Origin of the sequence: Maribellus sediminis, assembly GCF_011799805.1 — a bacterium.
Taxonomy (GTDB): Bacteria; Bacteroidota; Bacteroidia; order Bacteroidales; family Prolixibacteraceae; genus Draconibacterium; species Draconibacterium sediminis_A.
In genome coordinates this window covers 274,971-291,086 of the sequence record NZ_WXUB01000004.1, presented here as the reverse complement: position 1 = coordinate 291,086, position 16,116 = coordinate 274,971, and the positions used below count along the sequence as shown (strand labels likewise).

At 43.5% G+C, this 16,116-nt stretch carries 7 protein-coding genes; 3 read left to right on the top strand and 4 right to left on the bottom strand.

Annotation, left to right across the window (positions count from 1 at the left end; translation table 11 throughout):
- Window positions 1-133 precede the first annotated feature (133 nt).
- From HFD85_RS16130 to HFD85_RS16120, 3 genes are read left to right on the top strand one after another with little or no spacing between them, the layout of a single operon-like run.
- A complete protein-coding gene (locus HFD85_RS16130) occupies window positions 134-2,551 on the top strand; it encodes a glycoside hydrolase family 2 TIM barrel-domain containing protein (RefSeq protein ID WP_167612173.1) in 2,418 nt (805 codons plus the stop codon).
- A 23-nt stretch (window positions 2,552-2,574) separates the two neighbouring features.
- Window positions 2,575-5,133: an RICIN domain-containing protein gene (locus tag HFD85_RS16125; RefSeq protein WP_167612170.1), complete on the top strand. Its 2,559-nt coding sequence runs from the start codon at window positions 2,575-2,577 to the stop codon at window positions 5,131-5,133.
- A 44-nt stretch (window positions 5,134-5,177) separates the two neighbouring features.
- Window positions 5,178-9,539, top strand: coding sequence for a family 43 glycosylhydrolase (locus tag HFD85_RS16120; protein ID WP_167612167.1), 4,362 nt, complete (start codon window positions 5,178-5,180; stop codon window positions 9,537-9,539).
- 130 nt (window positions 9,540-9,669) lie between these two features.
- Here HFD85_RS16120 and HFD85_RS16115 read toward each other — a convergent pair whose 3' ends face one another.
- The 4 genes from HFD85_RS16115 to HFD85_RS16100 are packed head-to-tail and all read right to left on the bottom strand — an operon-like array spanning window position 9,670 to window position 16,100.
- Window positions 9,670-11,160 carry a glycoside hydrolase family 76 protein gene (locus HFD85_RS16115; RefSeq protein ID WP_167612164.1) on the bottom strand — a complete coding sequence of 497 codons (1,491 nt, stop codon included), beginning with the start codon at window positions 11,158-11,160 and terminating at the stop codon, window positions 9,670-9,672.
- 51 nt (window positions 11,161-11,211) lie between these two features.
- Entirely contained in the window at window positions 11,212-13,227 is a 2,016-nt protein-coding gene (locus HFD85_RS16110; protein WP_167612161.1) for a beta-L-arabinofuranosidase domain-containing protein, read from the bottom strand.
- Window positions 13,228-13,252: 25 nt separating this feature from the next.
- Window positions 13,253-14,248 (bottom strand): glycoside hydrolase family 43 protein, encoded by a 996-nt coding sequence (locus HFD85_RS16105; protein ID WP_240925063.1) that lies wholly within the window; start codon window positions 14,246-14,248, stop codon window positions 13,253-13,255.
- On the bottom strand, window positions 14,238-16,100 hold the full coding sequence (locus HFD85_RS16100) for a glycoside hydrolase family 127 protein (RefSeq protein WP_206081997.1): 1,863 nt from the start codon (window positions 16,098-16,100) through the stop codon (window positions 14,238-14,240). The genes HFD85_RS16105 and HFD85_RS16100 overlap by 11 nt, the downstream gene beginning before the upstream one ends.
- Window positions 16,101-16,116 lie beyond the last annotated feature (16 nt).

The following is a 16,116-nucleotide window of genomic DNA, read 5'->3' as shown; positions in this document are numbered from 1 at the left end:
CAAACTTCAATTAAACCCGAAAAGAAATCAAATATTCAAGTAAAGTCTCTTTCGTTTAATAATCTCAATGCGGCTTAAAGTTGAATTGGCCTTTACGATCTTGTTTCAGAACTTTTAAAGCAAAATCGAATAAATGAAACTATACCTTGCCATCTTCCTGATATTGATTTTTGGATGTACTCAAACCGAAAATCAGCTAAGTACTGATCGCAAACAAAACTTCGATACCAACTGGAGGTTTTATCTTGGTGACGATACAGACGCATCGCAAACCGATTTTAATGATGAATCGTGGCGAACACTCGATCTGCCCCACGACTGGAGTATTGAAGGGAATTTCGATCCCGCGAATCCGGCAGGAAACGATGGTGCTTACCTGCCTACCGGAATTGGCTGGTACCGAAAACATTTTGAAGTTCCTCAGCATTGGGAAGGGAAAAAGGTTACTGTTTATTTCGGTGGCGTTTATATGAATTCCGAGGTTTTTATAAACGGGCAATCGCTTGGAGTTTATCCCTATGGTTATTCGTCGTTTTATTATGATCTGACACCTTACCTGAAAATTGGTAGTGAAAATACAATAGCCGTTCGTGTAGATAATTCACATCAAAAAAACTGCCGCTGGTACAGTGGTTCCGGAATATACCGTCATGTATCGCTGATCGTCACCGATCCGATCCACATCGCACAATGGGGAGTTGCCATAACGACTCCTGAAGTCAGCGAACAGGAAGCAACTGTTGAAATTAAAACGACTGTAAAGAATGAAACTTCCTCGAAACAGGAAATTACACTTTCAACGCAACTTACCGGAAACGAACAAGAGACGCTTGGAAGTGATGAAGCAAAAGTGGAATTAGAAGCGAATTCGGAACAGGAAATCATTCAAAACATTACTGTTGATGAGCCGGAACTATGGACACCCGAAACGCCTGATTTATACTCTGCAACAGTTAGCATCAAAAAGGGGGAACAACTCATTGATAAAACCAACCATTCATTTGGTATTCGAAGCATCGAATTCAGTGCAGAAAAAGGTTTTTTACTGAACGGTAAAGAGGTACTCCTGAATGGTGGCTGTGTGCATCATGATAATGGATGTCTGGGAGCTGCAGCATACGACCGTGCCGAAGAACGAAAAGCGGAATTATTGAAAGAGGCCGGATTTAATGCGGTACGTACCTCCCACAACATTCCTTCGGAGGCTTTTCTCGACGCCTGCGACCGATTGGGATTAGTGGTTATCGATGAAGCTTTCGATGGGTGGCGTGAAATGAAAAGCACGTTTACCCCAATTGAACATGATTATTCTACCTTGTTCGACAAATGGTATAAAACTGATGTTCAGGCTATGGTAAAAAGAGATCATAACCATCCGTCAATCATCATGTGGAGCATCGGGAACGAGATCATTGAACGAACTTCACCCGAGGCAGTCGAGACTGCCCGTAAACTGGCCAAGGCCGTAAAAGAAATCGATACAACCCGACCTGTTACTTCAGCCATGACAACCTGGGGCCAGGGCTGGGAAATTTTTGATCCGCTGATGGCCGAACACGATGTTTGTGGTTACAATTACCAGTTGCACGAGGCAAAAGCGGATCACAAGCGGGTACCCGACCGAATCATCTTCCAGTCTGAATCTTATCCAAAAGACGCCTTCTTCTGCTGGGATTTGGTGAAGGACAATTCATACATCATCGGTGATTTTGTATGGACAGCAATTGATTACCTGGGAGAATCGGGTATTGGACGCTGGTATTACGAAGGCGATGTTCCGGGAGAACATTGGGAAAGAGACCTTTATCCATGGCATGCTTCTTACTGTGGCGATATCGACCTGACGGGTTGGCGAAAACCGATTTCGCATTACCGCAGCATGTTGTATAATGAAACCGAAAAATTATATATGGCCGTTCGTGAACCTGAACAGAAAGATTCAAAAATTATTACAACGATGTGGGGAACCTGGCCAACATGGGAAAGCTGGACCTGGCCGGGTCAGGAAGGGAAAGACATCGAAGTGGAAATTTATTCGAAATACGAAAAAGTGAGGCTGTATTTAAACGACGAACTTATTGGAGAAAAAGCGACGGGCAGAAACGAAGAATTTAAAACCGTTTTCACTCTGGCATACCAGGTTGGTGATTTGGTTGCAGTTGGCGTAGACGGCGACAAGGAAATAGAGCGTACCATTTTGAAAACTGCCGGACAAGCATCCAAAATAAAATTGACTGCTGACAGAACTGAGTTAAAAGCCGATGGTCAGGATCTTTCATTTATTACAATTGAAATGACCGACGAGGCAGGGATCGTCGATCCAAATGCCGCAAACCGTCTCCATTTTGAAATTGAAGGCCCGGGAACAATTATTGGCGTAGCCAGCGGAGATATAAAAGATACCGATCCTTACGTGGCCAATTCACGGAAAGCATTTCACGGAAGGGCATTGGTAGTAGTGAAAAGCACAAAAAATACGGGCACAATAACTCTTAAAGTAAAAGACACCTCGATAGGTGATGCTGAGCTTAAACTGACCGCACTGGATTAAAAAGATTAATACAACAAATAAATATGCTGCTTCGAAATATAATTTATGCTTTAATAGTCCTGTCTCTGGAATTTGTTCCGGGAATTAGCAGGGCACAGATCACTGAACCTGATGCCGGTAAAACATATTACCTGATTCATTCGAGTGGAAATGTAGTGGCCGAAAACAGCGAAGAGCGGGCAGTCCTTCAGAACTATTCAGGTGCCGACAATCAACTTCTGGAGTTTATTTCTGCCGGATCGGGATATTATTCGATAAAACTTGCAGGTGAGAATAAATATATCGCGCTGAACGGCAGCTGGAACACCTATTTCATTACTGATTCATCCACCGATAATTCGAAATATGCCATTGAAAAAGTTTCCGGCTCTTTTGTTCGACTCAGGTGCAAAGCCAACAACAAATACCTTGGTACCGATAATACAACAAGCGGCTCGTCGATTTATTCCGATAAAAGCGGTAGCGACACCAGGCATTACTGGTACATTTCAGAACATTACGGCCCTGCACCGGTTGATACCATGAGGTATCTTATAAATCCCAATGCAGCTTTTACTAACCCTTTTGAAGGTTGGGGGGTGTCGCTTTGCTGGTGGGCCAATATGTGTGGTAAGTGGAGCGATGACAAAATTGATGAAATCGTTGACTGGCTGGTTAGTCCTGAAGGATTGAATTATAATATATTTCGTTACAACATTGGTGGTGGCGACGATCCACTAAACCGGAATTGTACAGCTCATCACATGGCAAATGGAAAAGGAATTCGAGCCGAAATGGAAGGATTCAAAGATTCGCCAAATGCTGAATACGACTGGAGCCACGATGCTGCCCAGCGTAAGATTATGCTGAAAATTAAAGAAAAACGGCCGGATGCTATCTTCGAAGCGTTCAGCAATTCTGCTCCTTATTATATGACATACAGTGGTTGCAGTGCCGGCAACGTTAATGCATGGGACGACAATCTGAAACCTGAGTTTTACGAGGAATTTGCCAATTACCTGGTTGATGTATGCAAATTTTACAAAGATTCATTCGGTATCGAATTCAAAACCCTTGAACCATTTAATGAACCGGTCACCAATTACTGGTCGGCAAATGGCGGACAGGAAGGTTGTCATTTCAGTACAGCTGCACAAATAAACTTTTTAAAAGTCCTGTCCCCTGTCTTGCAAGCATCAGGTTTGAATACTATTATTTCAGCTTCGGATGAAACAAGCACAGCACAATCGGTAATCGATTTTAACGCTTATATTCAGGATGGTACTGTACTTGGTCTGGTAGACCAGTGGAATACACATACCTATGGAGCTACCAACAAAGACAGGGCAAACCTGCGGGTGCTTTCAACAGCCTACAATAAAACATTGTGGATGAGCGAAGTTGGAGCCGGAGGTTCCGGAATTGCAGGAAACCTTAACCTGGCGCAGAAACTCATTGATGACATCCGATATATTCGTCCCGAAGCGTGGCTCGACTGGCAGTATGTTGAAGAAAACAACGATCAGTGGTGCACGGTTAAGGGTAATTTTGCCTTGCAAACCTATGCCAGGGTTAAAAACTTTTACGTGCGTCAACAATTCAGCCGTTATATAAAAGCAGGATCGAGATTTCTGTCAGTTCCAAACGATCAAATGCTGGCAGCGCTAAATCCTTCCAAAGACTCACTGACCATAGTATTACTGAATAATTCTTCTACCGAAGTTTGTCACCGGATCGATTTAAAGATATTCAGCCAGTTCGGCAATTCGATTGAAGCGACCCGAACTTCAGAAACCGAGAATAACGTAAGCATTACAGATTATGAATTAAACGATTCAACATTTGTAATTACGCTTCCGGGATACAGTGTAACAACAGTAGTATTACCTGTGACATTCGAAACAGCAGCGAATCAGATTAAGACAGGAATACCATACCTTATTCTGCCACGTACCGCCAGTTTGCCAATAAAATCGACCGACAATTCCGTAACAATCGGTAGTTATCTCTATGGCGATTCCACCCAGTTGTGGACTCTTACAAAATCAGGGAATGGATATACGATAATGATCCTCGCCGGAGAATACCTTACTGATGCCGGCACCTACAGAGCTCAAACATCCTCAATAGAAAATACATCAAATCAATCTTTTAAAATTGAAAGTGTGGGTGATGATTGTTACAGGATTCTTTCGAACAGTACAGGAAAATCACTGGATTTGGAAGGCGAGAACAATACCGCAGGTACCTATATTGGTTTTTGGTCGTATGGAACAAGTCCTGCGGTCAGTCATCGTCAATGGATGTTTGTACTGCCGCCATCCGGAAAACAAAGCGATATTCCAAACGGTATTACGGAACCGGACCTGGCAGATAAAACAGAGCAAATTCGACTGTTTGGTGCAGATAACTCCATAGTTTGCCTGCAAACACCCGGTTCAGCAACTCAACTTAAAGTTTACTCCATTTCAGGAGCTGAATTACTGCAACAGCATACAGAAGAAACTTACACCCGAATTCCCATTCGTTCAGGAATTTATATCGTGAGTTACAAAACGAATTCAAAAAATAAAACGGAAGCCCGAAAGGTTTTTGTTAGGTAAAAAACAATTGACCAGAAATCACCATTAAAATCCAAAAACAATAGATGACACTTATTAAGCAGCCAATATTCAAAAAGACCTACCTGTTTCTGTTCTTACTGACAACAGTTTTTATAAGCCAAGCACAAACGCTTAAACTCCATTATAATGCTGAACTGGGGACAATAAATGAAACCTCGATCAGCGATGCATCGGGAAATGGTTTTACCGGAGAATTATTGAACGGTGCTCAAATTGCACTGTACGACAACACAAAAGTTATGGATTTGGGCGCCAGCAATGGCTATGTTGATCTGGGCGCCGGTTTTGGAGATTTGGTAAATACCTTAGGCGATTTTTCGGTGTTTTGTAAGTTGTTTATCCCCTCCTCTACTTCCTTAAATGCGAACGGAAACTTTGTCTGGACTTTTGCCAATTCCAATAATATTGCGAGCGATGCAAACGGATGCCTGTTCTTCAGCGCAAAAAACAGCCGCTATGCCATTTCGCCTGACAGATGGACCGGAGAATCGGGTATTCAAACCGGATCAGCCACAGGAAAAGGGGCCTGGGTAACCATAACCTATGTACAGGAAAACGGAACCGGAACACTGTATTACGATGGTCTGCAAGCCGCAAGCGGTGCCATTTCCATGACACCTTCAGAATTGGGAAAAACAGCCTTTAATTACCTGGGAAGATCGTGCTACGCTGCCGACGCCTATCTCAGAGATGCCAAATATGCTGATTTCAGAGTATATGACGGAGCCTTGAGTTCGGAGCAAGTTGAAGCATTATCGGGCTTGAAAACCAGTTCGGCAGCAGTGGAAATTCTGGCAGAATACGATTTTACTTCCACATCCGACACCAAAGGGAATTATACCGGCTCGTTGCAGAACGAAGCCCAACTTACCACATTCGGATCAGTTCCTGTTCTCGACCTTGGCGATCAGAACGGCTATTTCGATTTTAGTGCAGCTTTGGGGAATATCATCGCTACGTTGGACAGCTTTTCGATTTCAACGAACATGTATATTCCGGAAGGAACAAACATCTCCGGTGCCGGTAACTTTATCTGGACATTTGCCAATTCTGATAATATGCTTGCTGATGCCAACGGGAATATGTTTCTCACAGCCAGAACAACGCGGTACGCTATCTCAAATACCGGTTACCGGGACGAAGTGATGGTGAATGCCAACCAGGCGATAACTAAAGGGAAATGGGTAAATCTGACTTACACTCAACTCAACAACAAAGGTTACATTTATCTGGATGGAGAGCTGCTTGCAAGCAATTCAATTCCGATATTGCCAAAGTCACTTGGCCAAACCACCTACAATTTTCTGGGACGTTCCTGTTACTCAGGTGATGGATATCTGAAAGGGGCACAATTCAGCAATTTCAGGATCTATCAGGGAGCCGTCAATAAAACTGAAATTGAAACGATTGGTGCTGAAAATTCAGTTCTGAATCGCGCACTCGACAGTATTATCGTCGCAGATGCCCTAAACTCTCTTACTATAGAAAATAAAGATTCAATTCGTTCGGAAATCACTTTACCGAATAACCTGGGTAATGCTATTCTGGTAACCTGGTCCAGCTCAAACGAGTCGGTTGTTACGCCCGACGGCACTGTATACCGCCCTGCTTATGGTTCTGATCCTGCAACATTGACTTTAACTGCAACTTTAACCCGTAATACTTATTCTGACTCTACGAAATTTGAGATTACTGTTCTTCCACAATATTCCGACGAAGAAAGTGTGGAGATGGACCTTTCAGGACTTGTCATTGGGGGTAATACCAGCAATGCACGCTCAAGCGTTGATTTACCTTATAAAACAGCAGAAGGATCAAAAGTAAGCTGGAGTACAGATTCTCCTGAATTCATCAATACCTCCGGTCGTGTACTGAAATTGTCGCCGCTCGGACAAGGCAAAAAACAGGTAACCTTAACAGCCACCGTTACTAAAGGGACTGTTACCGAATCACGCGATTTTACCATTTATATTGCTGAAAAAGAAGATCGATCGGCTTATTTGTTTACCTATTTTACCGGGAATACTCAGAATCAGGAACAGATTAGATTTGCGCTTAGCAACGACGGATTGAATTACACGCCACTCAATAATGGAAATCCGGTGATAAACTCAGCAGATATAGCCATGAAGCAGGCTGTTCGCGATCCGCACATCCTTCGCTGCGAAGACGGGAAAACCTTTTATATGGTAGTCACCGACATGAAATCGAGCGAAGGCTGGACCAGCAACCGGGGAATTGTTCTGCTGAAATCGACCGACCTTGTGAACTGGACCAGTGCGACTGTAAACTTCCCTACCCGATGGCCCGGTGAGTGGGCCAATGTGCTACGCGTTTGGGCACCGCAAACCATTTACGATCCGCTTGCCGGAAAGTACATGGTCTATTTCTCGTTGTTAACCAGCGATGGAAAGGTGACCTACGATAAGATTTTTTATTGCTATGCAAACGAAGATTTTACCGATCTGGAAGGTGAACCACAATACCTGTTCGACCGGGGCTCTGCAACCATCGATGGAGATATTATTTACAGCGAAGGTGATAATCTTTATCACATGTTCTTTAAAAACGAAGGCGTTGGTGGAATCAGCAAAGTAACTGCTAAAACATTGACAGCTCAGAACGGTGAACCGGCCGGCTCACAGTGGAGCAATCTTATCGATAATGTGGATCAAACCAGCGAAGCTGTAGAAGGTGCCGGAGTTTTCCGCTTAATCGATAAAGATGAATGGATTTTAATGTACGATTGCTACGGAGCAGGACATTACCAATACTGCCTGTCATCGGATCTGAAATCATTTCAATATGTTTCTGACAACTACGAAATTAATGCGCGTCACGGTACGAGCATTGCAATTTCCGACGAAGAAGTGCAAAGACTTATTGAGGCATTTCCATCCACCGCTTTAAATACCATTGATGGTATTGGAGCGCGCAATAAAAACATCAGAAACAGTGGCATCGATATTAATAACTCGACAAAAGAGATTCGTATTCCGCTTTATTACGGCATCGATTTAAGCTCTTTCAATCCCGAATTTTTCGCGACGCCGGGTACCACAATTACACCTGCCGGTGATCAGGATTTTTCGGATGGAAGTGTTACGTATACCTTTACGCTAAACGGAACCTCAGTAAGCTACAAGGTTTATGCTGAAATAAATGCCAATCCGGTGCTTGAAGGATTTCGCGCCGATCCGGAGATTATGTACTCCGAGCAAACCGGATTGTTTTACATCTACCCGACGAGCGATGGATACAGTGGTTGGGGAGGCTGGTATTTTGATGTGTTTTCGTCACCCGATCTGGTAAACTGGAAAAACGAAGGAACCTTTCTTGATTTGGGTAGCAGTCAGGTGAGCTGGGCCAGTGGCAATGCATGGGCTCCCTGTATTGAAGAAAAGAAAATTGATGAAAACCATTACAAATACTACTTCTATTTTAGCGGCGAAAGCGACGGAAAGAAAACAGGTGTTGCAGTTTCGAGTTCTCCGGGTGGGCCCTTTGTCGATTCAGGTTCGCCAATGATCAGTTCTAATCCGAACGGCATTGGTGGACAAATAATCGACAGCGATGTATTTACCGATCCGGTTTCGGGCAAAAGCTACATTTACTGGGGAAATGGATATATGGCTGTTGCTGAATTAAATGAAGATATGATTTCATTAAAAGAAGGAACGACAAAGCTTATTACACCACAGGGAGGCACCCTAAGTACCTATGCTTACCGCGAAGGCGCCTATGTTTTTTATCGCGCCGGCTTGTATTATTTCATGTGGTCGGTCGACGATACCGGGTCGCCCAATTATCATGTGGCTTATGGTACCTCATCATCCCCAACCGGCCCGATTACCGTAGCATCTGATCCGATCGTTATTGAACAGGATCCTGTCAATGAGATCTACGGAACTGGGCACAACTCCGTCCTTCAGATTCCGGGCAAAGATGAATGGTACATTGTTTATCACCGCATCAATAAAAACTATTTAAATAATGGCCCGGGTTATCACCGCGAGGTTTGTATCGACAAATTGGAGTTTAATGCGAACGGAACAATCAAACAGGTAACGCCAACTCATAAGGGGATTGACCCCGTAGTAATGGGAAATGGGACGGTCGGTATTGCTGATGTAAATCAGGCTAACAAGGTATTCCGAATTTATCCTAATCCCGTTCAAAACCGTTTGTATGTTAGTTTCTTTGATAAGAAAGAAAAAAGCGGTTGTGTTCGAATACTGGATTTAACCGGCAGGATTCTTATGGTAGAACCTTTATCTTCTATCGAAAGTGGTATCGATTGCTCAAATCTGAAGACCGGTATGTATTTATTAAATATCAATCAAATGGGAAAATCCCTGACAACTAAGTTCATCAAATCAGAATGAGATTATAAAAACACCCTAAATATAAATTAAACAGTGTCCTGCAAGAATATGACTCAGTAAATCGCTGAAACAAAATAAATTGCCCCTTATTTCAGAAAACCTCCTGTATTTTTTAAGCTATTGTCGAATTTTATTTTGATAGCTCAGCTTCGTATTTCGATAAAACGGCAAAAGCTGCTGCGTAGGCAAAACTAAACATGCCTTCCGTTTGGTTTTTTGCAGTATCAGCTTTCCATCCTTTTAACAGGTCGGTCGGCAATATGCTATTCTTGCTGAAATGTGCGTACCCATAATCAAGGTTTTGCTGAAAACTGGAAATGTACGGATCAACAGCCTTAATATGAGGATAGACATCAACATAGGCGCGTAACAACACACCGTTGAACCAGTTTCCAAAGCCTCTTGAATTGTATTCAAAATAACCAGGCAAGTTTTCCACTGGCTTTGCAAAATATTGAAATGCAGAATCGGCTAATTGCCTTGCATCCGACAGGTAGACATTTTCGGCTGTATCTCCAAACAAGTCGGCTGCCCCCGACAGCATAGTACCACTATTGTAAGAAATGGCAGGCCCAACGCGATCCTGACAAACGATTCCTTTGCGATAGGTTTTTCCGTTTATTCTTTCGTTTTGTGGTTTCGGCGGTTCACAACCACCCATCATGTCGTCGTAAACTCCATCGGCACGCAAAAGCATATCTTTTTGCCAGGCATAAATTTTCCGGGCAAAATTAAGGTAATATTCGCTCTTTTTTACCTGTTCTGTTTTTCGTGTTTGTTTGTCGGAAGCATCAATGAAATGATGAGTTATTACATCGTTTTTACCACGATAGATTTCCGAAAGCCAAACCAGCGGACTTATCATCGGTCCGTTACTGCAGGAATGTTTCGTCACATAGCCCGGTCCCCAGGTAATTCCGCCTACTTCCCTGCCCGTTTCATCACGCGTACAATCCCAGCCATCCAGAACATATTCAGTGAGGTATTCTGCTTTTTCAAGATAGGCCGGATTACCGGTTATTCTGTACGATTCAATCAATTCGCGTATCAGCCACATCTGATCGTCGTACACATTTTCGATGCCTGCGACTTTTGCCGCACCTATTTTATCAGCACGGTGCACGCCATAAACCGACCATTCTTTAGTCTGCGTATAAGAAACCAGCTGAAATGTGCCGAGGTAGTAATCAAGATTGTTGTAAAGGTTCTCCAGTAGCTTGCTGTAGCGGTCGAAATCCTGACTGAATACTTCCGCCTTTCCCAGCTTGTTTTGTGCCTGTATGGCATGTAAAATCGCGTTGACAGCCTCAATTACACTGGTGTACATCCAAACGCTTCCGGTTTCCTTCGACCGTTCTTCTGTGAATGGATTATAAAATCGTGCCATTGCCATGCCCTCTCCCGAAAAATGCATTTCAAATGCCTTGTCTGCAATTTCAATTGCATGTTGCAGGTTCTGTTCCGAGCGCTGCTTTTGCGGTTGAGGAAATTCAGGCAGTACATTGTTTACGTCCGTTTTTTCGGCCCTTGCGGTTTTAATTTTATCGCCCGCAGGCTGCCACCAGGTAAAACTCGTTAAGGCACAAAGTGCGATGAACAACACAATAAAACTTTGTTTCATTTTAGATTATTAGTTGGTTGAAATTATAAGCGTAAATAAATTAAAGGCAGGTTATTTAACCGATAACTGATAAACCGGAAACTGAGCGATGCGTAACGTAGTACAACCATAAGGAATTAAGGTGATCTCTTCCTCATTCTCTTCCACAATCCGGTATGGCCACGCCGGAGAAGGTGTTTTTCCTGCCATGTTCCGGTCCTCTGTCCAGATCGGCATTCTTTTCCCTTTTGTTTTTACTGTAATTGGTGCATTCTCGAGGTTCCAGGGATTGGGCTGAATCTTATCAGCAATTTCGATTTGAAAGTCGGTGTTTTCAACAGTCTTTTCCCAAATGGCGTAATTCCAGGGCGATTTCGGAAGCACTTCCCAGAAAGTATCGTCGTAAGCGTCTTTCGTAACTTCGCGCCATTCTTCCTTTATTTTGAGGGCATATACCAGTGGTCCGCGCTCGATACCCAGCGACATTTCGTGCCAGTAACTAAAACGAAAATCCATTCCCAGATCCAGTTCAACTTTATCACCGGGTTTCCATTCGCGATTCAGTATTACAATTCCGTTTTGTGCTTCAAGTTGTTGAGTTGCATTGTTAACTTTTATACTGAATGAGCTGCACCACTCCGGAATTCTCAGGTGAAAAGGAAATTTTACCGGATCTTCACTTTCAATAGTAAATTGAATTTGTTCTTTAAACGGATAGCCTGTTTCTTCTTTTATTGTAACTAAATCTCCGTTGGCAACTTTTGCAGTTACAGTAGTCGGGCCATAAACCAGTGCGGCCAATCCGTTGTCGGCTGTAGCATACCAGGTATTCTGAACAAACTTTGGCCAGCCCTGGTGCATGTTGGTCAGACAGCACGGATAGCCAGTGGTAGTTCCGAAAACGTTACGTCCTTCCCTGTCGTTAAAGAAATTACGCTCGTCATCGGAAACCTTTATCTGGTTTACCTGCTGAAAATATTGTTTCCGCATGTAATCGTCGGTACTTTGGGTTGGCAAGACATTGTATGCAATTTTTTCAAGATAATCGGCATAATAAACATCACCGGTTATCGGCAGAATACTTTCGAAGCAATACATCATTTCAACTGCTGAACACAATTCGGAACCTTGTGTCGGATCATTTCCGTGCATACGTTCATCGGCACCATACATCCCGTTCACAAAACCATGCACTTCCTTAATCGAAGTCAGGCCTTTTTTTACCGATTCCAGATATTTTTCTTCAGGATGTTGCTGGTAATAAATAATCGGTTCCTTCAATCCCTGAGCCACATTCACACAATGCAGATCGGGAAGCGGATTTAAGCGGCGGATCATGTCTCCGGCATAAACTCCGGTCCAGTCAAAAGTTTGTTTATGAATTATTTCTGCCAGGTCTAACAGGAACTTATCGCCGGTAATGTTATACAACCAGTAAACGACGGCCAGATTGTCTCCTCCCCTTCGGTTAGCCCAGAAAGTGACATAGCCCAACTCATTTTCGGGCAGCATTTTTAACTGGTATTGGAGATAATTTGTCATTAATTTGATAACACGTTCGTCGCCGGTAGCTGAGTAATATTGCTGCAGCACTTTCAACATCACCATTTTGGGCCACCAGTCGTTACGCATGCCCTGTTGTGTTCCCGGAATACGTTCGTAATTCTCGGGTAACGGTTTTGGACCGAAGTAACCGTCTTCCTGCTGATTATTGATGCTCCACTCGATCCATTTTTGAGCTTTGGCTTTAAGTGCGTCATCATCGAGTAAATAAGCCAGCGGCACTAATCCGTCGAGCCAGTATGGACCGCGTTCCCAACCATCGCCTGTTCCTCCGAGCCAGCCGTTATTATCGCCACACACCAGTTGGTAAATACTGTCGAGGTGACCGGTTAAACCATTAGCTTGTATCTTCAGCATTTCCTGCAAAAAGCCTTCGGCATGAATAGCACCAATTGGTAATGCAGTGTAAGGTTGTGCCACCAAAGGAACCCGGTTGGTAATGTAATGTTCGTTTCTTTTCTCTTTGCTAAAGGCAACCTGAACAACAAACAAAAGAAGAACTGAACTAAGGTAAATCTGTTTCATTGGTTAAGTTTTGGTTATTAGTTAGTTAATCCAGTGGTCGCGGCTGAACGCCTTCGAAAGTGATTTTCACCGGTTTGATCAAACCGTTTTCATCAAAGTACATCCGATCGATACAGGTTTCGCGGTGGTTTCCATCGGTTTCACCCAATGGACGGCGATGATAAACAATGTAATATTCATCCGTTCCGGGAACATGAATCACCGAATGGTGTCCCGCTCCAGTCGCCACATTCGGATCTTGTTTCAATATCTTTCCGATTCTTTTAAACGGGCCAAAAGGCGAATCAGCAATGGCATAAGCCACACTGTAATTCGGTCCTGTCCAGCCGCCTTCGCTCCACATAAAATAGTACTTGCCGTTGCGGATAAACATAAACGGGCCTTCCACATAACCTTCGGGCGTGATCTCTTTAAAAGTTATACCATCATCAAAAGGTACAAAACCGGTAAAATCGTCTTTCATTTTGGCAATATTGCAATGCCGCCAGCCACCGTAAATCATGTAATACTGGCCGTCTTTGTCGTGAAAAACAAACTGATCGATAGGTTGCGCACCGTTATGAAATTTATCGAGCAGTGGTTTGCCCAGGTAATCTTTGTAAGGGCCTTCGGGTTTATTGGCAACACCAATCCCGATTCCGCCTTCTTCGTTATCATTTTGAATATCGTTGGCGGCAAAAAACAGGAAGTATTTCCCATCTTTCTGAACAATGGCCGGAGCCCACATTGCACGCCAGGCCCATTTTACGGCAGTTGTGTCAATAATTCGTTCGTGTTTTTCCCAGGTCACCAGATCTTTCGAAGAAAAACAATCCATAAAAACCTGGTCATTGTAGGGTGCCGAATACGTCGGGTAAATCCAGTATTCATCGCCAAAAACGATTCCTTCGGGATCGGCGTACCAGCCTTCAAAAACCGGATTATGGTTATTGCCAACTCTTTTTTGTGCCTCTGTTTTTACAGACAACAAACTCAAACCAAAAATCAATAATGCGAGATACTTCATATTTTTAATCTTCATAATTTATCCAAACTTTCATCCTTCCCTCTTCACGATTATCCCAGGCAAAATAAGGGATCAGCGTAAAATTCGTGTCACCGGTTTTTCCTTCGATCTCCAACATTCCGGTCAGTTTACCTGAAGCTTTTACGGTTTTGAAAATGCTGGTTTTCGATAATTCAATTTTATTCCAATTAAGGTTTGCCTGATCCGTTTCTTCAACACAATAAACCAGTGGCCCGCGCTGTATGGCTCGTTTGCCGACATTCGCTTCTACACGTGGATCGGCAGCAACTACTTCCACCGGCATATCAAGAATCAACGATAGTTTATCTCCTTTTTTCCAGCTTCTATCCAAAGCAACATAACCGTTCTCTTGCCTGCTTATGTTTTGTTTTTTACCGTTTACCGAAAGCGAAAAACTTTTGCACCATCCCGGAATTCTCAGATTCACAGGAAAAGAAGCTTCCTTTTCAGGCTGAACTTTCAGTTCTACGTTTCCATCCCAGGGATAATTGGTGTGCTGAACAAGTTTCAGTTTTGTAGTACCGACTTCCATCTCTGCAGTGCTTCCGACATACAAGTTCACAAACACTCCTTTTTCATAGGAAGTGGCGTAAATATAACTTCCAACAGAGGGTAAAAAGCGCGAAACATTACTGGGGCAGCAGGCACATCCGTACCAGGCACGGCGATGATGATGACCCTCGGATTCGAGCGGATTTACATAGAAAAACAGGTCGCCTTCGAGCGAAACGCCTGCCAGCACCCCGTTATACATTGAGCGTTCCATCACATCGATGTATTTGGCATCCTGAGAAAACAGGTTCATGCGATTGTTCCACAAAACCATTCCGATCGATGCACAGGTTTCGCAATAGGCTTCCTTGTTCGGCAGGTCGTAATCGTTTGAAAATCCTTCGTTCGACCCCGAACTTCCGATTCCACCGGTGATGTACATATTCCGTTCCACCACATCTTCCCAAACTCGTTCAAGACCAGCCACATATTCCGGCAGATCCTTTTCTGCGGCCACATCCGCCATTCCCGAAAACAGGTACATAGCGCGTACAGCGTGACCTTTTATATCTTTGATTTCTGAAACAGGAACATCATCCTGGCAATATGCAGGGCCCCAGTCTTTATTATCCCATATGGCACCTTTCCCGTAACCGTGACCACGTTCTTCAAGCAGCCAGTAAGACAGATCGAGGTATTTCTTATCACCGGTTTCATGGTAAAGTTTTACCAGGGCCAATTCAATTTCTTCGTGCCCCGGAACCCAGTGTTTTTTACCCGGTCCAAAAGTTGCACAGAGGTAATCGGCAAAGTTGGTAGCCACATTCAAAAAAGTAGTTTTCCCGGTAGCTTTATGATGAGCCACGGCAGCTTCAATCATGTGTCCGCCACAATACATCTCATGCTTTTCCATGTCGGTCCACCTGTCTTCAGGATGGTTCAGGGTATAAAAAGTATTCAGGTAACCATCAGGCTGCTGAGCTTTGGCAATGTAACTAATCCATCTGTCGAGTAAAGCTTCATGTTCCGGATTTGGATTATTGATGAGTGAATAAGCAATGCCTTCCATTGCCTTGTACACATCCGAATCATCAAAATAAATCCCCCCATGCCTGCCTTCCATCAAACCGGCGGCTTTTATAAAATTATTGATGCGTTCGGTTGAATCCTGTGTTTGCGCAATACAGGTTTCCAAAGTGGCGTCTGCATGTGCTTTTAAGCGAGCGTTCCAGAATTGATCAGTAATCTTCACCCGGTTAAAAGGCACCGGCTGAGTGGAATAGGATTGTGCAAAAACATTCACACCCATCAATAGCGCAACTAATAAAAGTGTGATACGATTAGATATCTTCATTTTACAGGTTTATTGA